Source organism: uncultured Microbacterium sp. (genome assembly GCF_963524805.1).
Taxonomy (GTDB): Bacteria; Actinomycetota; Actinomycetes; order Actinomycetales; family Microbacteriaceae; genus Microbacterium.
Genome location: NZ_CAURGG010000001.1, coordinates 537872 through 553378 on the forward strand (window position 1 = coordinate 537872; position 15507 = coordinate 553378).

A 15507-nucleotide genomic window follows, 5' to 3' on the forward strand; every position below is an offset into this window, starting at 1 on the left:
CCGCGACGCGACGGGCTCAGCCCAGCAGCATCGCCCGCCCCGGCTCGCGCAGGATCTCGCCGACCTCGCGAAGGAACTTGGCACCCTGCTCGCCGTCCACGAGGCGGTGATCGAACGACAGGCTCAGCGTCATGATGTCGCGCAGGGCGATCTCCCCGCGGTGCTCCCAGGGCTGGCGCCGCACCGCCCCGAGGGCGAGGATGCCCGCCTCCCCCGGGTTCAGGATCGGGGTCCCCGCGTCGACGCCGAAGACGCCGACATTCGTGATCGAGAAGGTCCCGCCGCTCATCGCACTCGGGGCCGTCCGGCCCGCGCGGGCGACTTCGGCGAGCCGTCCGATCTCGTCCGCCAGCTCGACGAGCGTCATGCTCTGCGCGTCGGTGATGTTGGGCACCACGAGGCCCCGCTCGGTCGCCGCGGCGATGCCGAGGTTGACGTAGTGATGCTGAACGATCTCGCCGGCTTCGGCATCCCACCGCGAATTGAGGCTGGGGTGACGTCCGAGCGCGAGGCACACCGCTTTGGCGGCGACGGCCATGATGCCGATCCGGTGCCCCTCCAGCGCGCGGTCGGATCGCAGCGACGCGATCAGCTCGCTCGTGGCCGTCACATCGACCGTGACGAAAGTCGTCACGTGCGGCGCGGTGAAGGCGCTTCGCACCATGGCGTCCGCCGTGTGCTTGCGCACCCCGCGGATGGGGATGCGCGTCGTGCGCTCACCCTCGGAACGGGGCGCGAGGGCGGGAACGACCGTCGGTTCGGTCGGGGTCACGCGTGCCGCGTACGACTCGACGTCGGCCCGGGTGATCAGCCCCGTCGCGCCGCTCGGTTGCACCAGAGCGAGATCGACGCCGAGTTCCTTCGCGAGCTTGCGCACCGGTGGAGTGGAGCGCGGGCGCTCGCGCAGCGCCTCGATCGGCTCGGGCGTGTGGATCACGTCGTGGGGTGCGGCCTCCAGGACCGCGGTGTCGACCCCGACGGCGGGGCGCATCTGCCCCCGGGCGCGGCGCTGCGGGCGTGCCGAACCGCGCGGCGCGGCGCCGTAGCCCACGAGGTTGGGCTGGGCCCGGTTCTCCTCCGCGCTCGGTTCCGCGGTGGCCCGAGAGGCGGTTTCTGCACCGGGAGCCGTCGGCTCCTCCCCCGCGATGTCGAAGGAGATCAGCACGGCGCCGACCTCCACGACGTCGCCGGCAGCCGCGTGGAGCGAGGTGACCACGCCGGCGTGCGGCGAGGGAAGCTCCACGATCGCCTTGGCGGTCTCGACCTCGGCGATCGTCTGGTTGAGCGCCACGGTGTCGCCCTCGGCGACGAGCCATTGCACGAGCTCGGCCTCGGGGAGACCCTCGCCGAGATCCGGGAGGCGGAAGTCGATGGTCACGAGCCCACCTCCACGCCGGTCAGGCTGTTCGGCCGGTCGAGCACACGGTCGACGGCATCCAGGATCCGATCCAGATCGGGCAGATGATGCTTCTCGAGCTTCGCGGGCGGGTACGGGATGTCGTGTCCCGTGACGCGCACGGGCGGCGCCTCCAGGTAGTGGAAGCACTGCTCCGTGACGCTCGCGACGAGCTCGGCGCCGACGCCTGCTTCGCGCGCGGCCTCGTGGGTGACCACGACCCGACCGGTCTTGCGCACCGACGCCGCCACCGTGCGGTAGTCGACCGGAGAGATCGACCGCAGGTCGATGACCTCGATCGAGATCCCGTCGTCCTCGGCGGCGACCGCGGCGTCCAGGGCGGTCGCGACCTGTGCCCCGTAGCTCAGCAGGGTCACATCGCTGCCCTCGCGGGCGATGCGCGCGAGGCCCATCGGGGGCGCATCCGCCAGATCGACTCCGAGATCGACCTCGCCCTTCTGGTGATAAAGCCGCTTGGGTTCGAAGTAGACCACCGGATCGTTCGAGGCGATCGCCTGACGCAGCATGACGTACGCGTCCTGCGGGTTCGAGACCGCGACGACGCGCAGCCCGGACGTGTGCACGAAATACGCCTCGGGCGATTCGGAATGATGCTCGGCGGCCCCCACGCCGCCGGCCCACGGGATGCGGATCGTGATCGGCATCGTCACGTTTCCGCGCGTGCGGTAGTGCAGCTTCGCCACCTGGCAGACGATCTGGTCGAAGGCGGGATAGACGAATCCGTCGAACTGGATCTCGACCACCGGTCGGAACCCGCGGAAGGCGAGGCCGACGGCCGTGCCCATGATGCCCGACTCCGCCAGCGGGGTGTCGATGACCCGCTTGGCGCCGAATTCGTCGAGCAGTCCGTCCGTGACGCGGAAGACGCCGCCGAGCTTGCCGATGTCCTCCCCCATGATCAGCACCTTCGGGTCATCGGCCATCGCGCGGCGCAGACCCTCGTTGATGGACTTCGCCATCGTCAGCTGAGTCATCGTGCCGCACCTTCCGGGGCGGCATCCGCGAACCCGTCGAGATAGGCCGCGTACTGCGCGCGCTGCGCGTCCAGCCCGACGTGCGGCTCGGCGTACACGTGGTCGAAGATCTCGATCGCTGGCTTGGTGACGGCGGACAGGCATGCCGAGCGCACATCAGCGCCCCAGCGGTCCGCCTCGGCCGCGATCTCCCGCTCGAAGTCCTCCGAGAACTCGCCGCGAGCGCGCAGATGCGCCTGCACCCGTGCCAGCGGATCGCGCCGGCGCCAGTGCTCGACCTCGTCCTTGTCCCGGTAGCGCGTCGGGTCGTCCGAGGTGGTGTGCGGACCCATCCGGTACGTGACGGCTTCGATGAAGACGGGACCGTTGCCGGTGCGGGCGTGGTCGACCGCCCAGCGCATGGCCGCGAGGCACGCCAGCACGTCGTTGCCGTCCACGCGCAGACTCGGGATGCCGAAGCCCGGCGCGCGGCCGGCGATGGGGAACTTGGCCTGGACGGTGACCGGCTCCGAGATCGCCCACTGGTTGTTCGTGCAGACGAACACGACAGGTGCGCGGAAGGACGAAGCGAAGACCATCGCCTCGTTCACATCGCCCTGGCTGGTCGCGCCGTCGCCGAAGTACGCGGCCGCGACCTGGTCGGTCCCGTCGAACTGGATGCCCATCGCGTATCCGACGGCGTGCAGCGACTGTGCTCCGATGATGATCTGCGGGCTGGCGGTGTTGATGGCGTACGGGTTGTAGGTCGAGTGCGCCTCACCGCGCCAGGCGAGGACGAAGTCCGAGGCCACGGCGCCGCGCACGAAGTTGACGCCGATCTCGCGGTAGCTCGGGAACACGAAGTCATCGGAGCGGAAGGCGCGCGCGGTGCCGACCTGCGTGGCTTCCTGGCCCTGGCACGGCGCCCACAGCCCGAGCTGGCCCTGCCGCTGGAGGGCAACGCCCTCGCTGTCGATGCGGCGCACCAGGCTCATGTCGCGGTACAGGCCGCGAAGCGCGTCCGCATCGATGTCGGCCACCCACGGATCCAGTTCGCGGTCGGCGATGCGTTCGCCCTCGGGTGTGATCAGGCGGGCCACATCGTCGATGTCGGTCGCGGGTTCGGCCGTCGGGCTCAGGGTGTGCATCATCGTCATCCCTCCTCGGTGCGAACCTCCCTCGTGAGGTGGTCCGTCGCGGATCGCCGGCAGCGTCGCCGACGAGACCGAGAGTACGTCGATATTGCACCTAGCTCAAGCATCGTCATTCCCATTGAGCATGTTGCACACTATTGCCAACGAAGCCGTGCTAATCTTTCGCACTATGAACGCCCTCGACCACGTCGATCTCGAGCTGCTCGCAGCGCTCGCCGCAGACCCGCGAGCCACCGTCGTGGCGCTGGCCGAGCGGCTGGGCATGTCCCGCAATACGGTGCAGGCGCGCATGGCCCGGCTCGAGCGCTCGGGCGTCTTCCTCTCCTACGAACGGGCCATCTCCTCGATGGCGCTGGGCTTCCCGATCGAGGCCTTCATCAGTGCGACGGTGCGTCAGGCCGACCTTCCCCGCATCACGGCGGAGCTCGCGCAGGTTCCCGAGATCGTTCAGGCGCACGGGCTGAGCGGTCAGGTGGACCTGCTCGTGCGCGTGGCATGCCGCGACACGCAGCACCTCTTCGACACCGACGCCCGCATCCTCGCGATCGAGGGCGTCGAGCGCACCGAGACCTCCCTCGTGATGGGCGAGGTCATCGGCTATCGGGTGACCCCGCTCATGGCGCTGGCACGCTCGGAAGGCTAGCCCGCTCGCGCGGGGTCGACGAGGACTGGGCATCCGCCCGCACCAGGACGACGCCCACGAGGATGAGTGCTCCTCCCGCGAACTGGATGGGTGCGGGCACCTCGGCGAGGAAGAGCCATGCGAATCCGAGGGCGAAGAGGACCTCGGACAGACCGACGAAGGATGCCACCCGCGATCCGATGCGCGGCACCGCCATGACACCGAACGCGTACCCCACTGTCGTGGCGACACCGGCGACCCACAGCAGCGGGACGAACCACGGCACCTCGATGCCGGCGAGCACCACCGAGACCGCGGGCGCCTCGAACGGCATGATCCCCGTCAGGCAGAGCACAGCCATGAAGATGGCGCCCGTCAGCAGTCCGCCGGCCGCCAGTGCGAGAGGCGGCAGATCCGCGCCGGCGCGCTCGGAGATCACGAAGTAGACGCAGACGCACACGGCAGCGGCGAGGGCGAACAGGGTGCCGAGCAGGTCGAAGGACGCACCGGAGATGTCGACCACCAGCACGAGGCCGACGATCGCCACCGCCGAACCCCACAGCACCAGCGAGGAGGGTGCCCGGCGGGTGCGCATCCAGACGAAAGCGACGAGCATGACGGGCGCGAGGTACTGGATCAGCAGCGCGACGGCCACCGGCATCCGCTGCATCGCGGAGAAGAAGAACAGCTGGCACCCGAGCACGGGGATGAGCCCGAAGCCGAGGATGATCATCGCGTGGCGGCGGAGGAAGCCGCGCTGACGGCGGATCGCGAGGAAGAGCGCCGGCGACAGGATCAGTCCGGCAACGCCCATCCGTACGAGCAGGGCGGCACCGAGCGACCAGCCGGCCTCCAGAAGGGGCTTGATGAACGGTCCGCTCGAAGAGAAGGCCAGCGCCGAGGCGACCGCCAGGACCAGCCCGGAGGTGCTCACCCGGTGGGTCGGGGCCGCCGCGATGCGAGGAAGGGATGCGGAGGGAGCTGCCATGGGATTCGGCCGTCTTCGGTGTCATGAGTCAAATGCGCTTACACTGGTGACGTTACAGGCCTTACCCGTCAGGAGTCAATATGGTTTTCATTCGTGACACCGAGCAATCCCTCAGAGCGGCCGTCTACCTGGTCAACACGCTGCCCGGGTTCGATGACGATGACACTCTGCAGACGGTGGCCGACTTCGAGGCCTATCTGCAACTGAACCCGTACACCGGTCTGATCCGCCGGGACGAGACCGAACTGGCCGCGATCCGCGCGATCCGCCCGCGCCTTCGGCGGCTGTGGGACGTCGACCGCGATGGCGCGGTGCCGCTGGTGAACGACATGCTGCGCGATGGCCGTGCGCTCCCGCGGCTCGTCAGCCACGACGATTACGACTGGCACATCCATGCCACCTCGGACGACGCCCCGTTGGCGACCCGCATCCTGGTGGAGGCGGCGATGGCGTTCGTCGATGTCATCCGCTCCAACGAATACGACCGCGTCCGCATCTGCTCGGCCGATGACTGCACCTCGGTCTACATCGACTACTCCCGCAACGGATCGAAGCGTTACTGCGACACCGGCAACTGCGGAAACCGCATGAACGTCAACGCGTACCGGGAGCGGAAGGCGCAAGGAACCGCCTGATCGCCGCCGCCGCCGGCGCGGGCGTCTCGTAGTGGATCAGATGACCCACATCGGGGATCTCGACCAGTTCCGCATCCGGGAAGAGCGTCGCGAGGTGGCGCTCCGCCTCGATCGGGGTGATGTCGTCGCGGACCGCGGCCACCAGGAGCGTCGGCTGCGGGATGCGAGGGGCGAACTGCCGTACGTCGTGCGAGACCGACGCCAGGAAGGCGTCGTGGAGCACGTCGCGATCGGCGAAGCGCGAGAAGTAGGTGTCGTGCTGGTCGTGGATGAAACGGCGCAGGTCGGCGTCGCGCGTCTTGGCCATCGACACGCTCATCACCCGGACGACTGCCCCGTTTCGCAGCAGTGCATCGCCGATCCGCCGGGGCAGGCGGGCACCGGCCCAGTAGTAGAAGACCGCCAGCCGGGTCAGGATGCCGCGGGGACCCTCGAGCGCGGGTGCGCCGATCGGATTGACCAGGATCACCCGCCGCGTCTGCAGACCCGCCGCGACCGCGGCAGCCACCACGATCGAGCCGAACGAGTGTCCGAGGATCACGGCGCCCGGAGCAACCGCGCGCGCGAAGGCGGTCAGCCAGTCGATGTACAGGCCCAGGTCGTGCCGCCGGCCGGGAAGCGGCGGTGTCTCGCCGAAGCCCGGCAGGTCGGGCGAGATCACGCGCACGCCCTCGAGGTGCGCGACGACGGGTTCCAGACCGTGGTGCTCACCGCGGAAGCCGTGGACCGCGATGATCGTCTGCGTCGCCTCGGCGGGCCCGTACACCCAGTACGCGGTCGTTCCACCGAGCACCGCGACCTCGCGGCGCTGCACCGGGATCGTCTCCAGCAGGGCGGAGTACGGATTCGGCGCGGGCATCCCCCGAGTCTACGAGCGCAGGCGGTCAGGGCGATGTCCGACGTGGCGCATACCGTTACGGGCATGGAGCCGTCACCAGAGGTCCGGACAACCCTCGAGTCCGAGCAGGAGCGCCCGTCGTGGACGCGTGTGATCGGCGTCTTCGACCTCGAGACGACCGGCGTCGACGTGACCGCCGACCGGATCGTGACAGCCCACGTCGGCTTGCTGGACGCGCAGGGCTCGGTCATCCTCGCCAGGGACTGGATAGCCGACCCCGGCATCGAGATCCCCGACGCGGCCGCGGCCATCCACGGCGTCACCACCGAACACGCGCGCGCTCTCGGTGCACCGGCGGGCGATGTCGTGGAGCAGATCGTCGACGTGCTGCGATCGCTGCTGGATGCCGGCATCCCCGTCGTCGCCTACAACGCGGCCTACGACTTCTCGCTGCTCGCCGCCGAAGCCGTGCGTCATGCGGTGACGCCGCTGCGCGACCCCTCGCCGGTCATCGACCCGCTGATCATCGACAAGACGTACGACCGTTACCGCCGCGGAAAGCGGACGCTCGCGGCGGTGGCCGAGCACTACGCCGTCCCGCTCGTTGACGCGCATCACGCGTCCGCCGATGCCGTCGCCGCCGGCCGGCTGGCCCAGGCGCTGGCCGCGCGCTTCGCGGGATTGCTTCCGCCCCGCGCCGAGGAGCTGCACACGCGGCAGATCGCCTGGGCTCGCGCTCAGGCGGCGAGTCTGACCGAGTACTTCATCCGCATCGGCCGGCTTGATCCTCAAGACCAGGTCGACGGCGGCTGGCCGATCCGGTGATCAGCCGACAGAGGTCGCATACGCGAAAGGCCCCGCCGGAGCGGGGCCTTTCGTGGGGGCTGCGAGTCAGTTGCTCGAGGAGCCGCCGAAGTTCTTGAAGCGCTGGTTGAACTTCTCGACGCGACCGGCCGAGTCCATGATGCGCTGCTTGCCCGTGTAGAACGGGTGCGAAGCCGACGAGATCTCGACGTCGATGACGGGGTACTCCACACCGTCGAGCTCGATGGTCTTGTCGGAGGTGACCGTCGAACGGGTCAGGAACGTCTCGCCCGAGCCGAGGTCGCGGAACACGACGGCCTGGTAGTCGGGGTGGGTGTCAGTCTTCATGGTGATCCTCTGAGGAGTGGTGCACTGGATTTTGCCAGGGCGTCAAAGTCTGCGGTGCGAACGCACCAAGGATCGATTCTATCAGCCCCGAGCCCGCACGCGGAATCGCGTTCGCCGTCGCCGCTACGACGTCGCCGCTACGAGGTCGCCCTGGCGGTGTAGCGACCGGCGTCGGCCGTCAGCGTGATCGGCACTCCGAAAGCCTCCGTGAGGTTCTCCGAGGTCAGCGCCTCCGCGAGCGGACCGGCCGAGACCACACGTCCGTCGCGCAGGAGGAGCACGTGGGTGAACCCCACCGGAATCTCCTCGACGTGGTGGGTCACCATGACCATCGCGGGCGTCGTCGGAGCCTGCGCGTACCCGCCGAGAAGGATCAGCAGCTCTTCGCGGGCGCCGAGGTCGAGGCTCGCGGCGGGCTCGTCCAGCAGCAGCAGCTCAGGGTCGGTCATGATCGCGCGAGCGATCTGCACCCGCTTCTGCTCGCCGTCCGACAGCGTCCCGAAGGTGCGGTCGGCGAGGTGGTCAAGCCGCCACTCCGCGAGGACGCGGAGCGCACGGCGCTCGTCGATATCCTCGTACGCCTCGTTCCACCGGCCCACCACGGAGTACGCAGCGGTGAGCACGACGTTCAGCACGGTCTCCTCGGCCGGCACGCGCCGAGCCATCGCCGACGAGGCGAATCCGATGCGCGGACGCAGCTCGAACACGTCGGTGCGGCCGAGCTGTTCGCCCAGGATCGTGACCCTCCCGGACGTGGGGTGGACCAGCGTGTCGGCCAGCTGCAGCAGCGTGGTCTTGCCTGCGCCGTTGGGCCCCAGGATCACCCATCGCTGGTCGTCCTCGACCGACCAGTCCAGGTGGTCGACGATGTTGCGGGCGTTTCTGCGGACGACGACGTCGGAGAACTCGAGCACCTGCGGCATGCTTCCAGCCTATCGGCGGATGCCGGCGACCTCCGCGTACAGGGCCGCCGTGGCGTCGGCGATCGACCCCCAGCTGAAGTCGTTCGTCGCCCTCGCGCGGCCGGCGGCTCCGTACTGCGCCGCGCGCTCCGGATCGCTCACCACCTCGGTCAGGACCCGCGCGAGATCCTCGACGTACCGGTCGGGATCCAGCGGAGTGCCGGTGCCGTCCTGCACCTGCTCGATCGGCACGAGCCGCCCGGTCACCCCGTCGAGGACGACCTCGGGGATGCCGCCGGTCGCCGTCCCGACGACGGCGGCGCCGCACGCCATCGCCTCGAGGTTCACGATGCCCAGCGGCTCGTAGATCGAGGGGCAGACGAAGGTCGTCGCGGCGGTCAGCACCGCGCACAGCTCGTGGCGCGGCAGCATCCGGTCGATCCACACGACTCCCTGCCGGGTCTCCTGCAGCCGGCGCACCAGACCTTCGACCTCAGCCATGATCTGCGGAGTATCCGGCGCGCCCGCACACAGGATCACCTGCACGTCCGCGGGCAGGCGCCCGGCGGCGCGGAGGAAATACGGCAGTCCCTTCTGCCGGGTGATCCGCCCGACGAAGACCACCGACGGCTTGGTCGGGTCGATCCCGAGCTGAGTGAGCAGTGCAGGATCCTCGACGGGATGCCACGCCTCGACGTCGATGCCGTTGTAGATCACCCGCACCTTGGCCGGATCCAGACCGGGGTAGCTGCGCAGGATGTCGGTGCGCATGCCGTCGCTGACCGCGACGATCGCCGCAGCCCCCTCGTAGGCCGTCTTCTCGATGTAGCTCGACACGGCGTAGCCGCCGCCGAGCTGTTCCGCTTTCCACGGCCGGAGCGGCTCGAGACTGTGCGCCGTGACGATGTGAGGGATCCCGTGCAGAAGCGAGGCGAGGTGGCCGGCGAAATTCGCGTACCAGGTGTGACTGTGGACGACATCGGCGCCGGCGACGTCGGGGACGATCTCCAGATCGATGCCGAGCGTCTGGATCGCGCCGTTGGCCTCGGCGAGCTCGGCCGGCACACCGTAGGCGGTCGTGGCGTCCTCGTCGCGCGACGCGCCGAAAGCGCGGACCCGCACGTCCATCTGCTCGCGAAGGGCTTTGACGAGCTCGGTGACGTGCACTCCGGCCCCGCCGTAGATCTCCGGCGGATACTCCTTGGTGATGATGTCGACTCGCATGCCCTCACGCTAGTACCCGGGTCGAACTGCGGCATAGGGTGGTGCCATGCCATCAGCGCCGAAGGTTTTCGGAATCATCCTCGCCGGCGGCGAGGGAAAGCGACTCATGCCTTTGACGGCGGATCGGGCCAAGCCCGCCGTGCCGTTCGGGGGTCAGTACCGGCTCATCGACTTCGCGATCTCCAACCTGATCAACTCGGGTCTGAGGCAGCTCGTCGTGCTGACCCAGTACAAGTCGCACAGCCTCGACCGGCACATTTCGCAGACGTGGCGCATGTCGCCGCTGCTGGATTCGTACGTCGCCTCCGTTCCCGCGCAGCAGCGCCTGGGCAAGCGCTGGTTCTCCGGCTCCGCGGACGCGATCCTCCAGAGCCTGAACCTCATCAACGACGAGAAGCCCGACATCGTCGTGGTGATCGGCGCGGACCACGTCTATCGCATGGACTTCCGGCAGATGCTGGACAGCCACATCCAGTCCGGGGCACGGGCGACGGTCGCCGGCATCCGGCAGCCGCTGTCGCTGGCCAACCAGTTCGGCGTGATCGACGTCGACGAGAAGGACCCCGCGAAGATCCGCGAGTTCCTCGAGAAGCCTCAGGATGCGCAGGGACTCAGTGACGCGCCGCACGAAGTGCTCGCCTCGATGGGCAATTACATCTTCGACACCGACGCTCTGATCGAGGCCGTCGAGTCCGACGGCGAGCTGCCGACGTCGAACCACGACATGGGCGGCGACATCATCCCGTATTTCGTGGGGCGCGGTGAAGCAGGCGTCTACGACATGAAGCGAAACGACGTGCCGGGCTCGACCGACCGCGACCGCGACTACTGGCGGGATGTGGGGACGATCGACTCGTTCTTCGACGCCCACATGGACCTGATCTCCACACTGCCGATCTTCAACCTGTACAACATGCAGTGGCCGATCCACTCGCAGACGGTCAACTCCCCGCCGGCGAAATTCGTCCGGGATTCGGTCGGGCGGATCGGAAACGCGATCGACTCCGTCGTCTCGCTCGGCTCCGTGCTTTCCGGCACGCACCTCGAGCGCAGCGTCGTAGGGCCGTGGACGCTCGCCGGCGGCGGCTCGACCATCACGGATTCCGTGCTGTTCGATCACGTGCGCGTCGGCCAGGGCGCGCGCATCCACCGCGCGATCCTCGACAAGAACGTCAGCCTCGCGGACGGCGCGACGGTCGGTGTGGATCGCGACCGCGACATCGCACGCGGGTTCACCGTCACCGACAGCGGACTGACGGTGGTGGGCAAGGGCGTGCGCGTCGAGGCCTGACGCGCACCGCTAGCGTGGAGGCGTGCCCACGCCCGCCGCGCGCTTCCTCGTCGTCCTGGACGCCGATTCCACCCTCATCCGCAACGAGGTCATCGAGCTTCTGGCGGACGAGGCCGGCCGCGGCGCGGAGGTCGCTGCGGCGACCGAGGCCGCGATGCGCGGCGACGTGGACTTCGCCACCAGTCTGCGGGCCCGCGTCGGCGTGCTGAGCGGTGTTCCGACCGCGGCCTTCGGCCGGGTTCTGGCCCGCATCGAGCCGACGCCCGGTGCGCGGGAGCTCATCAGCGCCGTGCACGAGCGCGGCGGCCGCGTCGGAGTCGTCTCCGGCGGATTCCACGAGATCCTCGACACGATCGCGCCGAGCCTCGGTGTCGACGTGTGGCGCGCGAATCGCCTCGCCACACGGGACGGCGCGCTCACCGGTTCGGTCGACGGCGCAATCGTGGATGCCGAGGCGAAGGCCGCCGCACTGCGGGAATGGGCGGCCGAGGCGGGGCTCGCCCTGAACCGGACCATCGCGATCGGCGACGGCGCCAACGACCTGCGCATGATGGCCGCGGCGGGCCTGGGACTCGCGTTCAACGCGAAGCCCGCCGTGCGCGATCGCGCGCACCTGGTGATCGGCCGCGTGGATCTGCGCGAGGTCCTCCCGCTGCTCCCGTGACGATGTCGGCACCGCTGGCTAGGGTCGGCTCATGGATATCATCCTCGTTCCCGGGCTCTGGCTCGATGCATCGTCGTGGGCCGACGTCACCCCCGCACTGGAGAAGGCCGGCCACACCGTCCACCCGCTGACCCTGCCCGGCGTGGGCGCCCCTCAGGGCGATTCCGCCCACCTCGGCATCGCCGATTGGGTCGACGCGGTCGTCGACGAGATCGACGCGCTGCCCGGACTGGTCGTGCTCGTCGGCCACAGCGGCGGGGGCAACGTGGTCTACGGTGCCGCCGACGCGCGGCCCGAGCGCGTGGCGCGCGTCGTCTTCGTCGACACCTTCCCGCCCGGCGACGGCGGATCGATCTGGGAGTTCCCCGTGGTCGACGGCGTGGTGCCCTTTCCGGGCTGGGACTTCTTCGAGGAGCAGGAGGTGGCCGACCTCGATGAGGAGACGCGCGCGAGGGCAGCGGCCGGCGCGAAGTCCGTTCCGGCCAAGATCCCGACCGACCCGCTGCTGCTGACGGACACGCGCCGCCGGCAGGTGCCGGTCACCATGCTCACGGGAACGGTGCCCGCGGAGGAGATCCGCGGCATCATCGCCTCCGCGCCGGACTGGGCGGGCGAACTCGTGGCGGTGCAGAACCTCGACATCATCGAGCTGCACTCCGGGCACTGGCCGCAGTTCTCACAGCCCGAGAACCTGGCGTCCGCGATCGTGACCGCGGTCGGGCGCTGAGAGGGCTCCCGGCTCAGTGACCCATCCCGAGGCCGCCGTCGACCGGGATGACGGCTCCGGAGATGTACGCGGCATCGTCTGAGGCGATCCACGCCACGACCCCCGCGACCTCGTCCGTGGTCGCGAAGCGCCCCGCGGGAATGTTCTTCTTGTACTCCGCCTGCGTGGCCTCCGGCAGCGCGGCGGTCATGTCGGTCTCGATGAAGCCCGGGGCGACGACGTTCGCCGTGATGCCGCGGGCGCCGAGTTCTCGGGTGAGCGAGCGCGCGAAACCTACCAGGGCGCTCTTGGAGGCTGCGTAGTTGATCTGGCCGGCGGATCCGTACAGGCCCACGACGCTCGAGATGAGGACGACCCGCCCCCAGCGTGCGCGCAGCATGCCCTTCGAAGCGCGCTTCACGACGCGGAAAGCGCCTCCGAGGTTCGTCGCCACCACGCTGTCGAAGTCGTCCTCGGTCATCCGCATCAGCAGGGTGTCCTTCGTGATCCCCGCGTTCGCCACCACGATCTCGACCGGACCCAGCTTCGCCTCCACTTCGGTGAACGCGGCATCCACGGCGGCGGCATCCGTCACATCCGCCCGTACGGTGAGCGTGCCCGCGGGTCCGTCCCCGGAACGGGCCGTGATCGCGACGCGATAGCCCTCGGCGACGAAGCGCTCGGCGATGGCGCGGCCGATGCCGCGGTTGCCGCCTGTGACCAGGACGACGCGATCGGTGGACATGATTCTCTCCCGGAGGGCGGTGCCCGGTCGGAGGCAGGGTGGACCGGACCAGCCTAGCGGGGCACGGTTTGACAGCCCCGGCACGCACTGCGACGCTGTAAGCGCATCCGACGAAAGGCTCTCCCGTGACCGATCCGAACAACGACGGCAGCACTCCGGTTCCGCCTCCGGCGCCGCCCGCCTACGATGCACCGCCCCCCGCGGCGGGCTATGGCGCCCCGCAGCCCCCGGCTTACGGGTCAGCGCCCGCGTACGGCCAGGCGCCTCCGGCATACGGCGCGTCGCCGGCGTACGGCTCGGCCCCCGGTTACGCGGCGCCGTACGGTGCCTACGCCCCCGTCAAGACGAACACGCTCGCGATCATCTCGCTGGTCGCCTCGATCGTGGGCTTCATCTGGATCCTGCCCTTCATCGGGTCGCTCGCGGGCGTCATCATGGGACACATCTCGCTGCGTCAGATCGCGGCGAACGGTGAGAAGGGCCGCGGCATGGCCCTGGCGGGTCTCATCGTCGGCTACGCCGGACTCGCTCTGTTCGTGATCGGGGTCATCGCGTTCATCGCCTTCTTCGCGTTCGCCGCCTCCCAGGGTGTGTCGTACAGCAGCTGAGCCGCAGGCTGCTCATCGATACGCTCGGAAGCGGCCGCGTCTCCTCTCAGCGGGCGTAGCCTTGACTCACCGTGAAGAGCACGCCGAAGGCCCAGTCTGCGACGTCGTTGCCGGAAGCACCGCGCGACGACGAGCATCGGCGTTCCAGTCGATATCTGGTGATGATGGGCATCCGCATCGCGTGCTTCATCCTCATGGTCGTGATCACTCCGTACGGCTGGTACACGTGGGTGTTCGGCATCGCCGCGTGCGTGCTGCCCTACTTCGCCGTCGTTCTCGCGAATGTCGGATCGGACGTCGCCCGCACCGCGGTGGTCAACCCGGAGCGGGCGCTGCCGGCGACGCCGTCCGAGCGATTGGAGCCGACCGACAGCGGTGCTCCGGTCATCCGCATCGAGGAGTCCCGCGCGATCGGGGAACGACGCGACAGCGCGGACGGGGCGGCGTGACCGAAGGGCGGGAACCGGCGTTCGGCGTGCCCGCCGAGGTTGATCCTCCCGCCACGTGCTCCCGCGCGGGCTGCCGCGAGGCGGCGTCGTGGCGCGTGGAGTGGCGCAATCCTCGGATCCACTCCCCCGAACGACGCAAGGTCTGGGTCGCGTGCGACGAACACCGCGACTTCCTCCGGGATTACCTCGCCGCGCGGGACTTTCCGGTAGCCGTCCTTCCGCTGCCCGCAGCAGCCGGAGGCACGTCGTGAGCCGCCGCGCCGCGGCGCCCGCCGCCGTGCGATGGACCGCCTATGTCGGGGTCGCTGTGGTGTTCGCGATCGCCTGCGCGTTCCTGTCGAATTGGCAGTTCACCCGCAACGCCGACCGATCGGCGCAGCTGGAGCTCGTCGCGCGCAATTACGATGCCCAACCGGTGCCGCTCGCCGAAGTCATCTCCGCCGGCGGGGAGCTCGCCCCGGGCGATGAGTGGCGTCCGGTTCAGCTGGAGGGCGAGTACCTCGCCTCCGACCAGCTCCTCGTGCGCAACCGGCCGCACGGGGGGACGGCGGCGTTCGAAGTGCTGGTGCCCTTCCGGCTCGACGACGGCCGGGTGCTCCTCATCGACCGCGGCTGGGTGCCGCCGGGCGAGGACCAGCCGCTTCCGGATCGGATTCCCGCACCGCCGTCCGGCGCCACCACTGTGGTCGCGCGCCTGCGTCCGGCCGAGCCCCTCCCGTCTTCGGGGCGGTCCGCGCCGGAGGGGCAGGTCCCGTCGATCAACACGGATCTGGTGGTCGACGCGATCAGCCCCGCCGGCAAGGATCTGGAGCGGAGCGCGTACGCGATCATGGTGAGCGAGGATCCCGCGCCGACGACGCGGCCGGCTGCGCTCTCCGCCCCCTCCGAGGATCCCGGACCGCATCTGTCGTATGCGATCCAGTGGATCCTGTTCGCCATCATGGGCTTCGTTTTCATCGGATACGTGATCCGCACCGAACGCCGGCACCGCCGCGAGGATGCGGAGGATCGGGCACGAGGCGTCGAGCCTTCCGCACGCGATCGTGCACCGGCCGCGCGGACGGACCGGGACATGCAGGACGAGGACTCGATCCTGGATGCCGCTGGTCGCTGACCACGTCGACGCCAGCGAGATCGGTCTTCACAGGCATTGCCCGCG

19 protein-coding genes are annotated in these 15507 nt (G+C 69.4%); 10 read left to right on the plus strand and 9 right to left on the minus strand.

From position 1 onward, the window contains the following. Positions 1–16: 16 nt before the first annotated feature. The 3 genes from RWQ91_RS02615 to pdhA are packed head-to-tail and all read right to left on the minus strand — an operon-like array spanning position 17 to position 3527. Entirely contained in the window at positions 17–1378 is a 1362-nt protein-coding gene (locus tag RWQ91_RS02615; RefSeq protein WP_314502462.1) for a dihydrolipoamide acetyltransferase family protein, read from the minus strand. Beyond that, on the minus strand, positions 1375–2391 hold the full coding sequence (locus RWQ91_RS02620; RefSeq protein ID WP_314502463.1) for an alpha-ketoacid dehydrogenase subunit beta: 1017 nt from the start codon (positions 2389–2391) through the stop codon (positions 1375–1377). The genes RWQ91_RS02615 and RWQ91_RS02620 overlap by 4 nt, the downstream gene beginning before the upstream one ends. After that, positions 2388–3527 (minus strand): pyruvate dehydrogenase (acetyl-transferring) E1 component subunit alpha, encoded by a 1140-nt coding sequence (gene pdhA / locus RWQ91_RS02625; protein ID WP_314502464.1) that lies wholly within the window; start codon positions 3525–3527, stop codon positions 2388–2390. Before pdhA ends, RWQ91_RS02620 begins: the two co-directional genes overlap by 4 nt. A 166-nt stretch (positions 3528–3693) precedes the next feature. Here pdhA and RWQ91_RS02630 point away from each other — a divergent pair, with 166 nt between their 5' ends. Continuing rightward, positions 3694–4167: an Lrp/AsnC family transcriptional regulator gene (locus RWQ91_RS02630; RefSeq protein ID WP_314502465.1), complete on the plus strand. Its 474-nt coding sequence runs from the start codon at positions 3694–3696 to the stop codon at positions 4165–4167. Here the strand turns inward: RWQ91_RS02630 and RWQ91_RS02635 are convergent. Beyond that, positions 4139–5134 (minus strand): DMT family transporter, encoded by a 996-nt coding sequence (locus tag RWQ91_RS02635; RefSeq protein ID WP_314502466.1) that lies wholly within the window; start codon positions 5132–5134, stop codon positions 4139–4141. The two genes, RWQ91_RS02630 and RWQ91_RS02635, sit on opposite strands and share 29 nt — an antisense overlap. Positions 5135–5214: 80 nt before the next feature. Between RWQ91_RS02635 and RWQ91_RS02640 the strand changes: the two genes are divergently transcribed. Next, positions 5215–5769, plus strand: coding sequence for a CGNR zinc finger domain-containing protein (locus RWQ91_RS02640; protein ID WP_314502467.1), 555 nt, complete (start codon positions 5215–5217; stop codon positions 5767–5769). Here the strand turns inward: RWQ91_RS02640 and RWQ91_RS02645 are convergent. After that, positions 5729–6628: an alpha/beta hydrolase gene (locus tag RWQ91_RS02645; RefSeq protein ID WP_314502468.1), complete on the minus strand. Its 900-nt coding sequence runs from the start codon at positions 6626–6628 to the stop codon at positions 5729–5731. The two genes, RWQ91_RS02640 and RWQ91_RS02645, sit on opposite strands and share 41 nt — an antisense overlap. A 63-nt stretch (positions 6629–6691) precedes the next feature. Between RWQ91_RS02645 and RWQ91_RS02650 the strand changes: the two genes are divergently transcribed. After that, positions 6692–7432 (plus strand): exonuclease domain-containing protein, encoded by a 741-nt coding sequence (locus RWQ91_RS02650; protein WP_314502469.1) that lies wholly within the window; start codon positions 6692–6694, stop codon positions 7430–7432. 66 nt (positions 7433–7498) lie between these two features. Here RWQ91_RS02650 and RWQ91_RS02655 read toward each other — a convergent pair whose 3' ends face one another. From RWQ91_RS02655 to glgA, 3 genes are all read right to left on the minus strand, one after another. Next, positions 7499–7759, minus strand: a complete 261-nt coding sequence (locus tag RWQ91_RS02655) for a type B 50S ribosomal protein L31 (protein WP_314502470.1) — start codon at positions 7757–7759, stop codon at positions 7499–7501. Between the two features lie 137 nt (positions 7760–7896). Continuing rightward, positions 7897–8682 carry an ABC transporter ATP-binding protein gene (locus RWQ91_RS02660; RefSeq protein WP_314502471.1) on the minus strand — a complete coding sequence of 262 codons (786 nt, stop codon included), beginning with the start codon at positions 8680–8682 and terminating at the stop codon, positions 7897–7899. A gap of 9 nt (positions 8683–8691) precedes the next feature. Continuing rightward, complete coding sequence (gene glgA, locus RWQ91_RS02665) at positions 8692–9885, minus strand: glycogen synthase (RefSeq protein WP_314502473.1); 1194 nt, start codon at positions 9883–9885, stop codon at positions 8692–8694. Positions 9886–9931: 46 nt separating this feature from the next. On the opposite strand from glgA, the gene glgC reads away from it, so the two are divergent. The 3 genes from glgC to RWQ91_RS02680 are packed head-to-tail and all read left to right on the plus strand — an operon-like array spanning position 9932 to position 12567. Next, entirely contained in the window at positions 9932–11176 is a 1245-nt protein-coding gene (gene glgC, locus RWQ91_RS02670; RefSeq protein WP_314502474.1) for a glucose-1-phosphate adenylyltransferase, read from the plus strand. A gap of 22 nt (positions 11177–11198) precedes the next feature. After that, positions 11199–11840: a phosphoserine phosphatase SerB gene (gene serB, locus RWQ91_RS02675; protein ID WP_314502475.1), complete on the plus strand. Its 642-nt coding sequence runs from the start codon at positions 11199–11201 to the stop codon at positions 11838–11840. 31 nt (positions 11841–11871) lie between these two features. Then, the gene (locus RWQ91_RS02680) at positions 11872–12567 is read left to right on the plus strand and encodes an alpha/beta hydrolase (protein WP_314502476.1); all 696 of its coding nucleotides are present in this window, start codon (positions 11872–11874) and stop codon (positions 12565–12567) included. Between the two features lie 13 nt (positions 12568–12580). Here the strand turns inward: RWQ91_RS02680 and fabG are convergent, their stop codons facing one another. Next, complete coding sequence (fabG, locus tag RWQ91_RS02685; protein ID WP_314502477.1) at positions 12581–13291, minus strand: 3-oxoacyl-ACP reductase FabG; 711 nt, start codon at positions 13289–13291, stop codon at positions 12581–12583. Positions 13292–13416: 125 nt separating this feature from the next. Here fabG and RWQ91_RS02690 point away from each other — a divergent pair, with 125 nt between their 5' ends. The 4 genes from RWQ91_RS02690 to RWQ91_RS02705 all read left to right on the plus strand — a co-directional run bounded on the left by RWQ91_RS02690 (position 13417) and on the right by RWQ91_RS02705 (position 15462). Next, the gene (locus tag RWQ91_RS02690) at positions 13417–13899 is read left to right on the plus strand and encodes a DUF4190 domain-containing protein (protein ID WP_314502478.1); all 483 of its coding nucleotides are present in this window, start codon (positions 13417–13419) and stop codon (positions 13897–13899) included. Between the two features lie 71 nt (positions 13900–13970). After that, on the plus strand, positions 13971–14348 hold the full coding sequence (locus tag RWQ91_RS02695) for a DUF3099 domain-containing protein (protein ID WP_314502479.1): 378 nt from the start codon (positions 13971–13973) through the stop codon (positions 14346–14348). Further along, positions 14345–14599, plus strand: coding sequence for a hypothetical protein (locus RWQ91_RS02700; protein ID WP_314502480.1), 255 nt, complete (start codon positions 14345–14347; stop codon positions 14597–14599). The genes RWQ91_RS02695 and RWQ91_RS02700 overlap by 4 nt, the downstream gene beginning before the upstream one ends. After that, positions 14596–15462, plus strand: a complete 867-nt coding sequence (locus tag RWQ91_RS02705) for an SURF1 family protein (RefSeq protein WP_314502481.1) — start codon at positions 14596–14598, stop codon at positions 15460–15462. Before RWQ91_RS02700 ends, RWQ91_RS02705 begins: the two co-directional genes overlap by 4 nt. Positions 15463–15507: the final 45 nt, after the last annotated feature.